Below are 17329 nucleotides of genomic sequence, written 5' to 3'. Positions count from 1 at the left end.
TCATTTCCCTTGAAGGTTTCAGAGGCTCTATTGTAGTCGCAATGTGACTACAGCTTAAGGGCAATGCCGGTTTGCTTACCGTGCTTTGTTGTCCGTTTTCTGAGACGACCCCATCAAGGCGCAGATCTCGGAAGCCGACGTCACCCGCGTGAAGCCGGGCTTGCCGGTGTACTTCACCATCCTGGGCGAGCCCGACGAGCGCTACCGCGCCCAGCTGCGCGCGGTGGAACCGGCGCCGGATTCGGTGCAGAAGGACGACGCGACGTCTTCCCTGACCGGATCGGCCAGCGGCAGCTCCACCACCGCCGCCGTCTACTACAACGGCCTGTTCGACGTGCCCAACCCGGACGAGAAGCTGCGCATCTCCATGACCGCCCAGGTCTTCATCGTGCTGGGCGAGGCCAAGGACACGGTGGTGGTGCCGGCCTCGGCGCTGGGCAAGCGCGGCCAGGACGGCCGCTACGCCGTGCGCGTGGTCCTGAAGGACAACAAGACCGAAACGCGCCAGGTCAGGATAGGCATGAACAACAACGTCCAGGCGCAGGTGCTGGAAGGGCTGGAGGTGGGCGAGCGCGTCGTGTCGGCGGATGCCGCGCCGGCCGCCGCGCCGGGAGCCTGACATGAGCGGGCCTCTGATCTCGCTTAAGGGCGTGCGCCGCGAGTTTCCCGCGGGCGAGCAGACCATCGCGGTCCTGAAGGACATCAACCTGGCCATCGAGTCCGGCGAGATGGTGGCGATCGTGGGCGCGTCCGGGTCGGGCAAGTCCACGCTCATGAACATCCTGGGCTGCCTGGACCGTCCCACCCGCGGCGAGTACCGGGTCGACGGGCGCAGCACGGGCGAGCTGGACCCGGACGAACTGGCCGAACTGCGCCGCGAGCACTTCGGCTTCATCTTCCAGCGTTACCACCTGCTGTCGGACCTGACCGCGCAGGGCAACGTCGAGGTGCCGGCCGTCTACGCCGGCAAGCGGCGCGAGGCGCGCCTGGCGCGTGCCGACGAACTGCTGCGGCGGCTGGGCCTGGGCGACAGGACCGGGCACCGGCCCGGGCAGCTGTCGGGCGGCCAGCAGCAGCGCGTCAGCATCGCGCGCGCGCTGATGAATGGCGGTGACATCATCCTGGCCGACGAGCCGACCGGCGCGCTGGACACGCACACCGGCCAGGAGGTACTGCGCATCCTGGAAGAGCTGAACGCGGCCGGCCATACCATCATCATCGTCACGCACGACATGAACGTGGCGCGCCACGCCCAGCGCATCATCGAGATCAGCGACGGCGAGATCGTCGCCGACAAGCGCAATCCCGACGCGCCGCGGACCGAGCGCATCAAGGAAGACGCGCCGGCGCTGGCCGCGCGGCCCGTCTGGCAGGCTTACCTGGACCGTTGCCGCGAGGCGCTGCGCATGGCGCTATTGGCCATGAACGCGCACCGGCTGCGCACCTCGCTGACGATGCTGGGCATCATCATCGGCATCGCGGCCGTGGTGTCGGTGGTGGCGCTGGGCGAAGGCTCGCGCCGCAAGATCCTGGACGACATCAGCGAAATCGGCACCAACACGGTGGAGATCTTTCCGGGCAAGGACTTCGGCGACGAGAAGGCCGTGAATATCCGCACCCTGGTGCCGGCCGACGCCGACGCCCTGGCGCGCGAGTCCTACGTGGACAGCGTCACGCCGGAAGTCTCGACCAGCAACACGCTGCGCTATCGCAACGTGTCGGTGACCGGCGTGATCCAGGGCGTGGGCGAACAATATTTCCGCGTGCGCGCCATCAAGCTGGCCCAGGGCAAGTTCTTCGACGAAACCAGCGTGTTGCGGCGCGCGCAGGAAGTGGTGATCGATGACGCCACCCGGCGCAAGCTGTTCGGTTCGCATACCGAGCCCATTGGGCAAGTCGTATTTCTGGGATCGATGCCGGCGCGCGTCATCGGGGTGACGCAAAAGAAGGAAACCGTCTTCGGCAGCAACGACTCGTTGAACGTCTGGGTTCCCTACACCACGGCGCTGTCGCGCGTGCTGGGCCAGCAGCATCTGAAGAGCATCACGGTGCGCGTCAATGACGCCTCGCCGCCCGCCGCGGCGGAACAGGCCATCGTGCGCGTGCTGACGCGGCGCCACGTGACCAAGGATTTCTTCGTGTTCAACACGGACGCGATCCGCAAGACCATCGAACGCACCACCGCGACCATGACGCTGCTGGTGTCCATGATTGCGCTCATCTCGCTGATGGTGGGCGGCATCGGGGTCATGAACATCATGCTGGTTTCCGTGACCGAGCGTACCCGCGAGATCGGCGTGCGCATGGCGGTGGGGGCGCGGCGCAGCGACATCATGCAGCAGTTCCTGATTGAAGCGGTGCTGGTGTGCCTGATAGGCGGCGCCATCGGCATCGTGCTGTCGCTGGGGCTGGGCGTGCTGGTTTCCAAGGCGACGCGCGGGTCGTTCCAGATGATCTATTCCACGACATCGATGGTGGCGGCGTTCAGCTGCTCGACCTTGATCGGTGTGCTTTTTGGCTATTTGCCGGCGCGCAATGCGGCGCGTCTGGATCCCGTCGAGGCCCTGGCCCGGGAATGAGGAAGATGAAAGCGGTTTCCCTGATCTGCAAACCCGCCGCCCTGGCGTTGCTGCTGGCCTTGGCCGGCTGCGGCAGCCTGCTGCATACGGACTACGAACGGCCGCTGACGTCCACCCCCGCGGCCTGGACCCATGCGCCTGCCGGCGATTTCCAGGCCGGGCCGCTGGCCGATGGCGGCGAGTGGTGGCGCAATTTCAACGACCCGACGCTCAACGGCCTGGTCGACGCCGCGCTGGCGCGCAACAACGACCTGGCCGCCGCCGCGATCCGCGTGCGCCGGGCGCAGTACCAGGCTGGAATCACCGAGGACAAGCTGCTGCCGCAACTGGGCGGCAATGCCGATGTGACGCGCAACCGCAACCTGTACGGCGATCGCGCCATTACCCGGACCAACGCCGTGCAGTTGACCGTCAGCTACGAAGCGGATCTGTGGGGCAAGCTGTCCAGCCAGCGCGACGCGGCGCAATGGGACGCTCTGGCGACCGAGCAGGACCGGCAGAGCGCCGCGCTGTCCCTGGTGGGCACTACCGCCACGCTGTACTGGCAGACCGCCTTCATCAACCAGCGCATCGCCAGCAGCGCCGAGAGCATCGCCTACGCGCGCAAGACGCAGGATCTGGTGCGGGCGCAGTACGCGGCGGGCGGCGCGTCGGCGCTGGAAATGGCCGAGGCCGAACAGACCGTGGCCAGCCAGGAAGCCGCTCATACGCTGCTGGTGCAGCAGCGCGTGGAGTACGCCAACGCGCTGACCATCCTGTTCGACGGCCCGCCGGACCGCATGATGGCCGACCCGGCGCGGTTGCCGGGCTATCCCTTGCCGCAAGCGCGCGCCGGCGTGCCGGCCGACCTGCTGGGCCGCCGTCCCGACCTGCGCGCCGCCGAACTGCGCCTGCGCCAGTCCCTGTCCACCGTCGACGCGACCCGCGCCAGCTTCTATCCGCCATTGACGCTGACCGGCGCCTTGGGAAGCTCGAGTCCCTCGCTGTCCGACGTTCTGAAGAACCCGGTAGGCTCGCTGGGGGCGGCGCTGACGCTGCCGTTCCTGCAATGGAACCAGATGCAGCTCAACATCAAGATCTCCAAGGCCGACTACGAAGAGCGAGTGGTGAATTTCCGGCAGGCGCTGTACCAGGCGATGGCGGACGTGGAGAACGCGTTGTCCAATCGCACGCAACTGCGCTTGCAGGCGGAACAGCTGGACGCATCTCTGCGCGCGGCGCGCGAGGCCGAGCGGCTGTACGAAGTGCGCTACCGGGCGGGGGCCGTGCCGCTGAAGGATTGGCTGGATGCGCAGGAGAAGCGGCGGGTGGCTGAGGTTTCGCGGGATGAGAATATGTTGAATCGCTTGGTGAATCAGGTGACGGTTTATCAGGCGCTCGGTGGGGATGATGCTGAGTCTGCTGGCGGTGCGGCGGTGGGTTCTTAAGGCGCCTGGCGCGTCGGGGGCCTGCGATGCGCCAGGCTCCGCTTTGGAAACTTGACGTCAGCTGGGGTGACCGGACTTCGTAGGGTTCTCGCGGACGGTGGGGGTGGGCGAAGGTCTTACGATGCTCGCCCCAATAGGCCGCCCGGGCGGCCTATTGGGGCTTACGCGGTGTCTTGCGATTTGTGATGGCGCTGCGCGCTGATGATCGTCCGTGCTCGAGCAGGAAGCGTTGTTGGTCGACGAGCTGCATATGAGTGTGGGCCTGCGTCAGCGCGCAGCGTCTCTCGCACGACTAACGATATCCATATGCCAAAGAAGGCCGCCCGCGCGGCCGTCTTTGGCGTCCCTGCAAGACCTTTCTCTCTTCCTCGTCGGGGAGAAGAACGTCAAGCACACCACCCGTCCCAGCGGCCGGCAAGATTCAATAAGCGGAGCCTGGCGCGGCGGCGGCCGGGGTGGCGCGGGGCGTCGATAAGCCCGAGGGAATCCGAAGGAACCGCCGGAGGCGGTGACGAGGATGACGACGGGGAAGTCCGGAGCGAAGGCTCCGGACCGCAATCGTTGCCCCGCGCCACCCCGGCCGCCGCCGTGCCAGGCGTCTTAAGAACCCAACCATCCGCCTGCAATAAAATACGCCCTCATGAACACCCCCGACCCCACCGCCGACCTCGACCGCCGCTTCGGCAGCCTCTCCCGCCTCTACGGCCCCGAAGCCCCGACCCGCCTGCGCAACGCCCATGTGGCGGTCGCCGGCCTGGGCGGCGTAGGTTCCTGGACCGTCGAGGCCCTGGCGCGCTGCGGGGTAGGGGCGTTGACGCTCATCGACCTGGACCACATTGCCGAATCCAACGTCAACCGCCAGATCCATGCGCTGACCGAGACGCTGGGCCAGTCCAAGGTCGATGCCATGGCCGAACGCGTGCTGGCGATCAATCCGGAGTGCCGGCTGACGCGGGTGGATGATTTCGTTTCGCCCGAGAACGTCGCCCAGGTCCTGCCCGGCCCGTACTCCGTCATCATCGACTGCACCGACCAGGCCGCCGCCAAGATCGCGATGATCCTGCATGCGCGCGAAATCGGCGTGCCCATGCTGTTGTGCGGCGGCGCGGGCGGCAAGACCGATCCGCTGGCCCTGCGCGCCGGCGACCTGTCGGCCGCGGTCAACGACGCGCTGCTGTCCAAGTTGCGCAACAAGCTGCGCCGCGAGCATGGCTTTCCGCGGGCTTCCGACCAGAACGGCAAGGCCTTGAAGCGCGTGCCGAAAATGGGTATCCACGCCCTGTGGTTCGACCAGCCCGCCATCCTGCCCGACGCCTGGACCCGCCCCACCGAAGGCGAGGACGACATGGGCGCCTCTGGAGAAACCCTGGCGCCGCAGGGCCTGTCCTGCGCCGGCTACGGCTCGGTCGTGACCGTCACGGCCGCCATGGGTATGGCGGCCGCGAACGAGGCGCTGCGCCTCGCGGTCTGACAAAGGCGCTATAGCGCCACGAATACCACGCCGTCCTCGATCCTGACCGGATAGGTGGCAATGTTCTCGCGCAGCGGCGAACAGAGCGCGCGCCCGTCACGCACGTCGAAGCGCCCCTGATGCAGCGGGCATTCGATCTCATGCCCCATCAGAAAGCCGTCGCACAGCCGCGCATTGCCGTGCGTACAGAGGTTGGCGGTGGCGTAGACCTCGCCGTCCACGCCATACAGTGCGATCTCGCGGCCGCCGGCCTGCACCGCGATGACGTCGTCTTCAGGCACCTCGTCCCGCGCGATGGCCTTGATCCATTGCGTGCTCATTGCTGTCGTTTCCTTGTTCAGATGGGATAGATAAGCGAATTCGGCACCAGCTCGCTGTCGAAGATGCAGAGCCGCGATTCGAATTTGAGCCCGTCCGGACCGAGCCGGATCACATCCAGGTAGCGGCCCACGTTGAATACCGTGGTCAACTGGCTGGGCTTGGTGCGGAACACGGCGTAGTTGGCCTCGGACTCGATGCGGTCGCCCTGCACCGACAGCACGCGCGGCGCGCCCACCACATGGCGCTGGTAGTAGGGATCGTGGAAGATGGTGTCGGTGGCGCCGTAGATGCGGTCCTTCAGCATGCCGCGGCTTTCGAAGGACATGGTCGCCAGCGGATAGCCGCGCTCGTGGTTCTCGCGCGGCAGCACCTTGTACACGCAGTCTTCCAGGAAGAAATCGGGCCACTTTTCCCATTCCTCAGCGTCCAGCGCGGCGGCGTAGGCGTTGTACAGGCAGGTCAGTTGGTAGTAGAGGTGAAAGTCCAGCATCGTCAGGCCTCCATGACCCGGCGCCAGTACGCGTACATGCCGCGGATCAGCGTTTCCGTGACCATGTGGTCGGTGTTTTCGGCGGTCTTGCCGCCCAGTTCCGCCACGCTGCGGTGCCAGGGCTTCTGCTCGAAGCCCGATTGCGAGAACTCGATGACCTCGCCGTCGTCCGCCGACACGAAGCCCGCCGGGCCGAACAGATTGGCCTGGCGCAGCCGGCGGCGCGTCATCTCGGGCGTATCGTCGGCGAAGCCGAAATGCGTCCACACGAAATCGAAGGCGTCGTGGCCCACGGGCTGGATGTGGCGCGTGGACAGCGAGTTCACCTGCTGCTGGATGATGACGCTGGGGAACAGCGTCATCAGCACGGCGGTGGGGCCGTTCCACCAGGGCTCCGGCACGATATCGAGGAAGCGGTCGTCGTTCAGCGACATCTGTTCCTTGAAGCTGGACACGCCGCTGGTCACGCTGCCCTTGCCGCCCTGGCCGCGTGTCGAGATCATGGCGGCGTGGCGCAAGTGCCGGTCCATCTTCAGCTCGGAGCGGTTGTCGGCCCGCCACAGGCCGAAGGTGACGAACCAGGTGTGCAGCAGGCCCGGATGGTAGGGATCCTTGATGTTCTCCTGCATCAGCTTCCAGTTGCCGGGGATGCGCTGGCGGCTGTAGCCGTGGATCACCAGTTCGCGGCCGTCGAAGACGCGGTCGAAGTAGTGCAGGATGTCCGGCCCCAGATAGTCCTCCAGCGGTTCGACATCGTGATCGAACGAGGCGAACACCACGCCGTTGCGGCAGGCCACGGCCAGCTTGGTCAGGCCATGTTCTTCCGGCTTGAAATCGGGCGGCATGCCGCCGTTGACCTTGCCGTCCTGCTTGACGCCGCGGCGGAACGGCACGCCGATCAGGTTGCCCTGCAGGTCATAGTTCCACTGGTGGTACGGACAGACGAATTCGCTGCGGTTGCCGGAACGTTCGCGGCAGAACTGCACGCCGCGGTGGGCGCACACGTTTTCCACCACGCGCACCTGGCCGTCGTTGTCGCGCAGCAGGATGACGGAGCGTTCGCCCACCGCGGTGCGCTTGAAGTCGCCCGGGTTGGGGATCTCCGCCTCCAGGCCCACGTAGCTCCAGTGCGCGCGGTAGAAGAACCGCTCCATTTCCCGCTGATGCAGGGCGGCATCGGTATAGACGCCGAAGGGGATGCGGTGGGATCCGTCGTCCTGCCAGCGCGGGGCGAATTGGATGGGCTGCTCGGGGGCGTTCATGATCCGCTCCGGCGACAGGGCGCGGCGGCGGACAGCGTACAGGTACGCATGGCGTGTCTCCTTGGTTCGGCGGACCGCGGGCGCGATCCTGCAGAGCCGGCGCTGCATGGGCGCTGGCGTTTTTCGCATCATCGGGCAGAAAGTGAAATAAATAAATAGAATCTGCTTGATGAGATAAATCACCAAAATCAATATTGGTGGAGGCAGCCCATGAACCTGCAAGACCTGGACCTGAACCTGCTGGTCGTCTTCAATGAACTGCGCAAGCACGGCCGGGTGTCGGCCGTGGCCGAGAGCCTGGGCATTTCGCAGCCCGGCGTCAGCAACGCGCTGGGCCGGCTGCGCAAGCTGTTGGGCGATGAGCTTTTCCTGCGCACCTCGCGCGGCATGGTGCCCACGCCCTACGCGCAGGATTTGGCGCAGCCCATCGCCGCCGCGCTGGAGGCGCTGCACAGCACCCTGAACGCGCGCGCCGCGTTCGACCCCGCGCATAGCGGCCGCGCCTTCGTGATCGGCGTGAACGACGTGGGCGAGACCTATTTCCTGCCGCGGCTGATGCGCGCGCTGGACCGCGCTGCGCCCGGCGTTACGGTGCGCACCGTGCGCACCACCTCGATCGACGTGAAGGACGAGATGGAGCGCGGCCGCATCGACCTGGCCATGGGCTTCCTGCCCGATCTGAAGAGCGGCTTCTTCCAGCGCCTGCTGTTCCGCCAGCCCTATGTGTGCATCTTCCGCCGCGACCATCCGCTGGCGCGCACCGGGGTCTCGGCGCGGCAGTTCCGCGCGGCCGAGCACGTGGCCATCGCCTCGGAAGGCACGGGCCACGGCGTGGTCGACCAGGTGATCGGGCAGGCCGGCATCCAGCGGCGCCTGCGCCTGACGGTGCCGCACTTCATTGCGGTGGGGCCGGTGCTTGCCGCCACCGACATGATCGCCGTGGTGCCGCAGCGCTTCGCTGACTGCGCCTGCGGTCCGTTCGGCTTGGCGACCGCGCCCTGTCCGGTGAAGATCCCGGAGTCGGTCATCAATGTGTTCTGGCACGCCCGCAACCACCGCGAGCCGGCCAACCAGTGGCTGCGGCAGGTGGTGGTGGACGAGTTCGCGGATTAGGCGTCGCGCAGCGTCACCGGAAACCAGCCGCGCAGCGCATTGGACAGGCGGATTTCCTCGGCCGCGTGCAGGTCGGCCAGGGTCAGGACGCGTTCTGCCACCTTGCCCGTTTCGAGCAGTTCGGCGCGCTGCACGCCGGGCAGGCAGCCGCTGTCCACGGGCGGCGTGTACCAGTCGCCATCCAGGCGCAGATAGACGTTGCTGCGGCTGCCTTCGCAGAGTTCGCCGCGCTCATTCAGGTAGAGCAGATCGAAGATGTGCGGATGCGAGGGCAGCCATTCGATGGTCTTGGTGTACCAGGGGCGGTAGGTGGTCTTGTAGCGCAGCAGCGGTTCGGATGAACGCAGCGCTTCGGGCGCCAGCATGGCTTCCTGCGCGGGGTGCAGGGGCGGCAGCGGCGCGGTCTGGATGTTGCGGCTGCCGTCGCGCGCCACCAGCAGGCGCAGCCGGTGCGGCCCGGGCGTGGCCAGGCCCAGCGCGGTGATCATGATGTCGGCCTCGACGGCCCGGCCGCCCCAGCCGTAGCCCAGGGCCTTGCAGGACGCTTCCAGGCGCTTGAGGTGGCGCGCCAGCAGCGGCACGCGTCGTTCGGCATCGACCAGGATGGTCTCGATCAGTTCGGGTTGCATGGGACTCTCCTGGGGAAAAGGTGCGCTGCGGCCGCGCTCTATCCTACTACCGATGGCTGCAGGCGCGCAGGGACGCCGGACATCCGGACTGCGGCCTCAGGCCCGCAGGATCCGGGCCTTCCAGTGGCATTCCTGCCATTCCTCGGCCGGGTCTGAATCGTGCACGATGCCGCCGCCCACGCTATAGACGCCGTGGCCGGCCTGGTCCAGCACCAGGGTGCGGATGGCGACGTTCAGCGAAAAGTCGCCGTCCGGCGCCAGCCAGCCGATGCTGCCGCAATACAGGCCGCGCCGCGCCGCTTCCATCTGGCGGATGCGGCGCATGGCCGCGACCTTGGGGGCGCCGGTGATGGAGCCGCAGGGAAACAGCGCGCGCAGCACGTCTTCCAGCGAGGCGTGCGGCGCCAGCGCCGACACCGTGGACGTCATGGTCCAGACGGTGGGATAGCGCTCCAGCGAGAACAGCGCGTCGACCCGCACCGAGCCCGGCTCGGCCAGCCGGCCCAGATCGTTGCGCAGCAGATCCACGATCATCAGGTTCTCGGCGCGGTTCTTTTCGCTGGCCAGGAGCGTCTGGCCCAGCCGTTCGTCCTCGGCCGGATCGGGGTGGCGCGGGGCCGTGCCCTTCATCGGGCGCGTGGTCAGGCGCGGGCCGTCGCGGCGCACGAACAGTTCGGGCGAAAACGACAACACCGTGCGCTCGCCGTCCTCGATGAACGCGCCGTGCGCCACCGGGTTGCGGGCGGCGATGCGCCGGTACAGCGTGGCCGCGTCGCCCTGGAATTGCAGGTCCAGCGGCTGGGTGTAGTTCACCTGATACAGCTCGCCGTCACCGATCAGGCCGCGGATGGCTTCGATCTGGCGCACGTAGTCGGCCTCTGTCATGCGCGGCGCGGGCAGGCTGATGGCGGCGGGCGCAGCGCCTGCGTCCGGTGCGTCCCAGGGCGTTTCCTCCTGCCGGCGTTCGAACGCCAGCGCGGTCAGGCGCGGTTTGCCGTCGTCGCGCGGCGGCGTCCAGGGGCCGGCGGGCGGCGCCATGGCGGCTTCGGGCAACAGCCACTCGCCCAGTTCGTAGTCCAGCAACAGGGCGATCCAGCGCCCCTGCCGCCGCTGCGCTTCGATGGCGGCGAGCGCGGGGGCGACCTCGGCGGCGGAGCGCGCCTCGATCCGCGAGCACAAGCCCTCGAACCGCAGCGCGCGGCCGGCCAGCCGGTCTTCAAAACGACATTCCATGCTGCCTACTGCTGTTGATGTGCCAGGAATTCCTTCAGGACCCGTCCGGTATGGGAATGGTCGCTCAGGGTCATGACGTGTTCGGGCGAGCCTTCGCCCACCAGCTTGCCGCCGCCCGTGCCGCCTTCGGGGCCCAGGTCCAGCAGCCAGTCGGCTTCGGCGATCACGTCCAGGTTGTGCTCGATCACCACCACCGTATTGCCGGCTTCCACCAGGCGGTGCAGCACGTGGATCAGTTTTTCCACGTCGGCCATCGACAGGCCCACGGTGGGTTCGTCCAGCACGTACAGCGTATGCGGAATGCGCGAGGCGCGGCCGGTCTTGATCAGGCCGTCGGTGAGGCGGGCCTTGGACAGCTCGGTCACCAGCTTGATGCGCTGCGCTTCGCCGCCCGACAGCGTGGGCGAAGGCTGCCCCAGCGTCAGATAGCCCAGGCCCACGTCCTGCATCAGCTGCAGCGGGCGGTGGATCTTGGGGTGCGCGGCGAAGTAGCCGATGGCGTCGTCCACTTCCATGGCCAGCAGTTCGCCGGCGTTCTTGCCGCGCATCTGCACGCTCAGCGTGTCGTTGTTGAAGCGGGCGCCGTTGCAGGCGTCGCAAGGCACCTTCACGTCCGGCAGGAAGTTCATCTCGATGGTGCGCATGCCCTGGCCTTCGCAGATCGGGCAGCGGCCGTCGCCGGTGTTGAACGAGAAGCGCGCCGCGGTCCAGCCGCGCATGCGCGATTCGCGGGTGTCGGCGAACTGCTTGCGCACGTCGTCCCAGAAGCCCACGTAGGTGGCCGGGCAGGAGCGCGGCGTCTTGCCGATGGGCGTCTGGTCCACTTCCAGCACGCGGTCGATGGCTTCCCAACCCTTGATGCTGGCGCAGCCCGCCCAGCCCGGCGCCTTGCCTTGCGACACGGCCTGCATCAGGTTGTCCAGCAGCACTTCGCGCGCCAGGGTGGATTTGCCCGAACCCGACACGCCGGTCACCACGCTCAGGCGGCCCACCGGAATCTTCGCGTCCACGCTGCGCAGGTTGTGCAGGCGCGCGCCCTTGATTTCGATCATGGGCGTATCGGCCTCGACCGGGCGGCGGCCTTGCAACGGGTGCTGCAAGGGTTTGGCCAGATAGCGGCCGGTGACCGATTCGGGCGCTTCGATCAGGTCCTGCGCGCTGCCCTGGGCCACCACGCGGCCGCCGCGGATGCCCGCGCCCGGTCCGATGTCGATGATGTGCGAGGCGCGGCGGATGGTGTCGTCGTCGTGTTCCACCACCACCAGCGTGTTGCCGTTGCCTTCCAGGCGCGCCAGCGCGTCCAGCAGGATGCGGTTGTCGCGCGGGTGCAGGCCGATGGTCGGTTCGTCCAGCACGTAGCAGACGCCCTGCAGGTTGGAACCCAGCTGCGCGGCCAGGCGGATGCGCTGCGCTTCGCCGCCGGACAGCGTGGGCGCGGCCCGGTCCAGCGCCAGGTAGTTCAGGCCGACTTCCTGCATGAAGTTCAGGCGTCCGCGGATTTCCGTAAGGATGTCGCGGGCGATCTCGCCTTCGCGGCCGCGCGCCACCAGCCCGGTGAAGAAGGTATGCGCGTCCGACACCGGCAGCGAGGCGAGTTCGGCGATGGACTTGTCGCGCCAGCGCACGGCGCGCGCCACGCGGTTCAGGCGCTGTCCGTCGCATTGCGTGCAGGGCTTGGCCTCGCCTTCGTACCAGGCGTTCCAGGCGGTTTCCTCGCCGGTCTGCTCTTCGTCGAAGCCTTGCAGCTGCAGGCCGGTGCCGTAGCAGCCGGTGCACCAGCCGTGCTTGGAGTTGTACGAGAACAGGCGCGGATCCGGTTCGGGGAAGCTGGTGCCGCAAGACGGGCAGGCGCGCTTGACCGAGAAGTGCTGCTGCTGCAGGTCGCTGTCCAGCGCCTCGTGCAGCTTGTTCACGGGCCACACCACGGACATCACGCCCTGGCCGTTTTCCAGCGCGTTCTTGACCGCGGCGCGCAGCTCGGCTTCATTGGCCGGGTCCACCACCACGTCCGCGATCGGCAGCTCGATGGTGTGTTCCTTGTAGCGGTCCAGCCGCGGCCACGGGGCCACGGGAATGAACTCGCCGTCCACGCGCAGGTGCGAATGGCCCTTGGAACCGGCCCATTTGGCCAGGTCCGTGTAATAGCCCTTGCGGGCGGTGACCAGCGGCGCCAGCAGGCCGATGTGCTCGCCCTTGTGCTCGCGCAGCAGGCGCGCCACGATCTGGTCCGTATTCTGCGGCTCCACCGCGACATTGCAGTCCGGGCAGTATTGCGTGCCCAGCTTGACGTACAGCAGGCGCAGGAAATGGTGGATTTCCGTCATCGTGGCCACGGTGGACTTGCGTCCGCCGCGGCTGGTGCGCTGCTCGATGGCGACCGTGGGCGGGATGCCGAAGATGGCGTCCACGTCCGGCTTGCCGGCTGGCTGCACGATGGCGCGGGCGTAGGCGTTGAGCGATTCCAGATAGCGCCGCTGCCCTTCGTTGAACAGGATGTCGAAGGCCAGCGTGGACTTGCCCGAGCCGGACACGCCGGTGATGACGGTGAACTTGTCACGCGGGATTTCCACGCTGACGTTCTTCAGGTTGTGTTCGCGCGCGTTGCGGATTTCGATCGCCATATTGGCCTGGCGCCGCTCGCGCATCAGCGACTGCAACGGGCGGCCCACGTCTGCGCCGTAGGCTTCGCCGGGCTCGGCGATGCGGGCGGTCAGGCCAGCCTGCTCGACTTCCTGCGCGTCGGCGTCGGTGCTTACGACCACGTCTGCCGGCAGGATGCTGACTTCGTAGTCGCGCAGGGCGGCGCCCGTGTGCGATTTGGGGTTGTCCATCAGGTCCTGCGGCGTGCCGGTGCCGATGACCAGGCCGCCGGCGTCGCCGCCTTCGGGGCCCAGGTCGATCAGCCAGTCGGCCGCGCGGATCACGTCCAGGTTGTGCTCGATCACCAGCAGCGTGTGGCCGGCGGCCAGCAGCTTGCGGAACGCGCGCATCAGCCGCGCCACGTCGTCGAAGTGCAGGCCGGTGGTGGGTTCGTCGAACAGGAACAGGCTGCCCTTCTTGGCGACCTTGGCGGTGGAGATGCCGCTGCGCGCGGCTTCGGCCAGGTGGCCGGCCAGCTTCAGGCGCTGCGCCTCGCCGCCCGACAGAGTGGGCACGGGCTGGCCCAGCCGCACGTATTCCAGGCCTACGTCGGCCAGCGGCGCCAGGCCCGTCTGCACGTCGCGCAGGCCCTTGAAGAAGTCCAGCGCCTCGCTGACCGTCATCTCCAGCACTTCGTCGATGGACGCGCTCTTGCCCAGGTGTTCGACGCGCACTTCCAGCACTTCGGGGCGGAAGCGCTTGCCGTCGCAATCCGGGCAGCGCAGGTAGACGTCGGACAGGAACTGCATTTCCACGTGTTCGAAGCCGGTGCCGCCGCAAGTGGGGCAGCGGCCGTCGCCGCCGTTGAAGCTGAAGGTGCCGGCCGTGTAGGCGCGCTCGCGCGCCAGCGGCGCTTGCGCGAACAGCTTGCGGATCGCGTCGAACGCGCCCACGTAGCTGGCCGGGTTGGAGCGCGCCGTCTTGCCGATGGGGGTCTGGTCCACCATGACCACATCGGCGATCTGTTCGGCGCCCAGCAGGCGTTCGAAGGCGCCGGGCGCTTCCGAGGGCTTGCCCTTCTGCTTGAGCAGGGCGGGGTAGAGCACGTCCTGTACCAGCGTGGACTTGCCGGAGCCGGATACGCCTGTCACGCAGACCAGGCGGCCCAGCGGCAGTTCGACGGAGACGTTCTTCAGATTGTGCGCGCTGACGCCTTCCAGCAGCAGGCGCGGCGTGTTCGCCGCCACCGGCATGGGGCGCGGCGCTTCCACGCGCTGGCGGCCGCCCAGGTAGTCGCCCGTCAGCGTGCGCGCCGCGCGCAATTGGGACGGCGTGCCGTCGAAGACGATCTGGCCGCCGCGTTCGCCGGGGCCGGGACCGATGTCGATGATGCGGTCCGCGGCCACCATGACCTGCGGGTCGTGCTCCACCACCACCAGCGTGTTGCCGGCGTTGCGCAGGCGGTGCATGACTTCGACCACGCGGTGCATGTCGCGCGGGTGCAGGCCGATGGAAGGCTCGTCCAGCACGAAAAGCGTGTTCACCAGCGAGGTGCCCAGCGCCGTGGTCAGGTTGATGCGCTGCACTTCGCCGCCCGACAAGGTGCGGCTCTGGCGGTCCAGCGTCAGGTAGCCCAGGCCCACGTCGCACAGGAACTTGAGGCGCGCGCGCACTTCTGTCATGAGCAGGTCGGTGGCGGCGTCCAGCGCGCCGGAGAACGACAGCGTGTCGAAGAAGATCCGCACGCGTTCGATCGGCAGCAGCATCACGTCATGGATGGACAGGCCGCCCAGGTTGTCGAGCTGTTCGCGGCTCCAGTTGGCGCTCACCGGCATGAAGCGCTTGTAGCGGCCGTCGTCAGGCGGCAGCACGGTGTCGGCTTCTTCCTTGGTGCCCAGGCGCCAGAGCAGCGCGTCGGGCTTGAGGCGCGCGCCATTGCAGGTGGGGCAGGGCGTGTAGCTGCGGTATTTCGACAGCAGCACGCGCACGTGCATCTTGTAGGCCTTGGTTTCCAGCCAGTCGAAGAAGCGCTGCACGCCGTACCACTGGTGCTTCCAGGCGTCGTTGCCGCCCTTCCAGTCGGGCGTGCCGTAGAGCACCCAGCGCTTGTGTTCTTCGCTGAGCTTCTTCCAGGGTACGCCCAGCGGCACGCCGGCCTTGGGCGCGTACTTCTGCAGCTCGTCCTGGCATTCCTTGTATGAAGGGGTCGTCCAGGGCTTGATGGCGCCTTCCAGCAGGGTCTTGTTTTCGTCCGGGATGACCAGGCCGAAGTCGATGCCGATCACGCGGCCGAAGCCGCGGCAGGCTTCGCAGGCGCCCAGCGGCGAGTTGAACGAAAAGCTGCTGGGCAGCGGATCGGTGTATTCGATGTCGCAGTCGGCGCAGTGCAGGCGGTCGCTGTACTTCCAGATGTGGGCATTGCCGCCCTCGGCGTCCATGACGTACACGGCCAGGTGGCCGGCGCCCATGCGCAACGCCGTGTCCAGCGCTTCCATGATGCGTTCGCGTTCGGTGCCGGCAAAGCGGAAGCGGTCCTGGACCACGTGCAGGATGCGGCGCGATTCGGTGCTGCCTTTTGCTGCCTTGGCTTTCTTGGCGCCCTTGGCCGGGGCGGCTGCGCGCGGCGCCGCGTTTTCCTCGGCGTGCACGCGGGTGTAGCCCTGCTGCTCCAGGAAGCCGCGCACTTCCTCTTCGGTGAAGTTGGCGGGAACCGCAATGGGGAAGGTCACCACCAGCCGCGGATCGCCAGCGGCGGCGGCGCGTTCGGCCAGCGAGTGGTAGACGGAATCAGGGGTGTCGCGCCGCACCACCTTGCCGCAGCCGCGGCAATACAGCTTGGCGCCGCGCGCGAACAGCAGCTTCAGGTGGTCGTTCAGTTCCGTCATCGTGCCGACCGTGCTGCGCGAGCTGCGCACCGGATTGGTCTGGTCGATGGCGATGGCGGGCAGGATGCCTTCGATGCGGTCTACCTGCGGCTTGTCCATGCGGTCCAGGAACTGGCGCGCATAGGGCGAGAAGGTTTCCACATAACGCCGCTGCCCCTCGGCGTACAGGGTGTCAAAGGCCAGCGAACTTTTGCCGGACCCCGACACGCCGGTCACGACGACCAGTTCGCCGGTGGCGATGGTCAGGTCCAGGTTCTTGAGATTGTTCTGGCGGGCGCCAACGATGCGAATTTGGGAGCTCATGGACGGTATCGTAGCCTGAGGGGAGAGGCCTGCCCGAGCGACAACCCATCGCTGGTTCCGAGCGCGGCGATATGGAATAATTGACTATATTGTGAGTCACTTGTCCATTATGTGGACAGAACGGATGCTCACTAGCTGTACAAATAAACAGTATCGCAGATTCGTCTGAATTTCGCGCTGTCGGCGTTGCGCATTCTGTAGATTCATTGCTAAAGGCATGCAGCCATTAGCTGGAGACAACATTGCTGGAAACCAAGGTCCCGGGCGCCGCGGCGTTCGCCAAATTCATGACGGTGCTGCAGGCGGTGGCGGATGCGCCCCAGCCGCCCACGGCCGCGTCGTTGGCGCGCAGCTGCGGCTATCCCCGGCCCACCGTCTACCGCATCGTCGCGGCGCTGGCCGAACAGGGCATGGTGGCCGAAACCGGCGGCGCCTACCGCCTGGGACCGCGCCTGATGTCGCTGGCCAGCCGGGCCTGGTCGCAGTTCGACCTGCGCGCGGCGCTGGCGCCCGACCTGCAGGCCTTGCGCGATGAAACCGGCGAAACCGTGCACCTGGCCGTGCCTGCAGGGCACGAGATGACCTATATCGACAAGCTGGAAAGCCCCGGTCCGGTGCGCATGGCCTCGCGTGTCGGGGCCAGCGTGGCGCTGCATTCCAGCGCGGTCGGCAAGGCCTATCTGGCGGCGCTGGACCCGGCGTCGCGCGAGCGCCTGCTGCGCGAACTGCCGCTGACGGCCCGCATGCCCGGCACCGTGACCAGCCTGCCCGAACTCCGCGCCGTGCTGGATGCGGCCGCCGCCCGCGGCTACGCCACCGACGACGAGGAAAACGAAGCCGGCATCGTCTGCTATGGCGTGGCCGTGTGCGACGCGGCCGGACGGCCCGTCGCCGGCGTCAGCGTCAGTACCTTGTTGTTCCGGCGCCGCGAAGACCCGCAAGCCGCCTATATCGAACCCTTGCTGCGGCTGCGCGATGCCGCCGCGGCCAAACTCGCCGTCCTGCCGGTATCGCCCGGCGGCGCCTGACCGCCCGC

General features: G+C 67.5%; 11 protein-coding genes and 1 pseudogene. 6 read left to right on the top strand and 6 right to left on the bottom strand.

Going from position 1 to position 17329, the window contains the following annotated elements:
• Positions 1 to 112: 112 nt before the first annotated feature.
• The 4 genes and pseudogenes from NGK62_RS06720 to NGK62_RS06705 form a co-directional block, all read left to right on the top strand.
• Positions 113 to 619: pseudogene (locus tag NGK62_RS06720) on the top strand (permuted SH3 domain-containing protein); the annotation flags it as partial.
• 1 nt (position 620) lies between these two features.
• Positions 621 to 2579, top strand: coding sequence for a MacB family efflux pump subunit (locus NGK62_RS06715; protein WP_251877789.1), 1959 nt, complete (start codon positions 621 to 623; stop codon positions 2577 to 2579).
• Between the two features lie 5 nt (positions 2580 to 2584).
• Positions 2585 to 4006 carry an efflux transporter outer membrane subunit gene (locus NGK62_RS06710; RefSeq protein WP_059371575.1) on the top strand — a complete coding sequence of 474 codons (1422 nt, stop codon included), beginning with the start codon at positions 2585 to 2587 and terminating at the stop codon, positions 4004 to 4006.
• 640 nt (positions 4007 to 4646) lie between these two features.
• The gene (locus tag NGK62_RS06705) at positions 4647 to 5477 is read left to right on the top strand and encodes a tRNA threonylcarbamoyladenosine dehydratase (protein ID WP_059371576.1); all 831 of its coding nucleotides are present in this window, start codon (positions 4647 to 4649) and stop codon (positions 5475 to 5477) included.
• 8 nt (positions 5478 to 5485) lie between these two features.
• Here the strand turns inward: NGK62_RS06705 and NGK62_RS06700 are convergent, their stop codons facing one another.
• The 3 genes from NGK62_RS06700 to NGK62_RS06690 are packed head-to-tail and all read right to left on the bottom strand — an operon-like array spanning position 5486 to position 7550.
• A complete protein-coding gene (locus NGK62_RS06700; protein WP_059371577.1) occupies positions 5486 to 5797 on the bottom strand; it encodes a non-heme iron oxygenase ferredoxin subunit in 312 nt (103 codons plus the stop codon).
• A gap of 17 nt (positions 5798 to 5814) precedes the next feature.
• Positions 5815 to 6288, bottom strand: coding sequence for an aromatic-ring-hydroxylating dioxygenase subunit beta (locus tag NGK62_RS06695; protein WP_251877787.1), 474 nt, complete (start codon positions 6286 to 6288; stop codon positions 5815 to 5817).
• A 2-nt stretch (positions 6289 to 6290) separates the two neighbouring features.
• Entirely contained in the window at positions 6291 to 7550 is a 1260-nt protein-coding gene (locus NGK62_RS06690; protein WP_059371579.1) for an aromatic ring-hydroxylating dioxygenase subunit alpha, read from the bottom strand.
• A gap of 210 nt (positions 7551 to 7760) precedes the next feature.
• Here NGK62_RS06690 and NGK62_RS06685 point away from each other — a divergent pair, with 210 nt between their 5' ends.
• A complete protein-coding gene (locus NGK62_RS06685) occupies positions 7761 to 8663 on the top strand; it encodes a LysR family transcriptional regulator (protein WP_059371580.1) in 903 nt (300 codons plus the stop codon).
• Here NGK62_RS06685 and NGK62_RS06680 read toward each other — a convergent pair.
• The 3 genes from NGK62_RS06680 to uvrA form a co-directional block, all read right to left on the bottom strand.
• A complete protein-coding gene (locus tag NGK62_RS06680) occupies positions 8660 to 9292 on the bottom strand; it encodes an aminotransferase class IV family protein (protein WP_059371581.1) in 633 nt (210 codons plus the stop codon). The genes NGK62_RS06685 and NGK62_RS06680 overlap by 4 nt on opposite strands.
• A 96-nt stretch (positions 9293 to 9388) precedes the next feature.
• Positions 9389 to 10525, bottom strand: a complete 1137-nt coding sequence (locus NGK62_RS06675) for an aminodeoxychorismate synthase component I (RefSeq protein WP_251877785.1) — start codon at positions 10523 to 10525, stop codon at positions 9389 to 9391.
• Between the two features lie 5 nt (positions 10526 to 10530).
• Positions 10531 to 16293, bottom strand: coding sequence for an excinuclease ABC subunit UvrA (uvrA, locus tag NGK62_RS06670; RefSeq protein WP_251877783.1), 5763 nt, complete (start codon positions 16291 to 16293; stop codon positions 10531 to 10533).
• 242 nt (positions 16294 to 16535) lie between these two features.
• On the opposite strand from uvrA, the gene NGK62_RS06665 reads away from it, so the two are divergent.
• Complete coding sequence (locus NGK62_RS06665; RefSeq protein WP_059371584.1) at positions 16536 to 17321, top strand: IclR family transcriptional regulator; 786 nt, start codon at positions 16536 to 16538, stop codon at positions 17319 to 17321.
• The last annotated feature ends 8 nt before the right edge of the window (positions 17322 to 17329 follow it).

Source organism: Achromobacter sp. Marseille-Q4954, from assembly GCF_943737025.1.
Taxonomy (GTDB): domain Bacteria; phylum Pseudomonadota; class Gammaproteobacteria; order Burkholderiales; family Burkholderiaceae_B; genus Achromobacter; species Achromobacter bronchisepticus_A.
The sequence above is the reverse complement of the archived record's forward strand: the minus strand, read 5'-3'. Positions and strand labels throughout refer to the sequence as shown.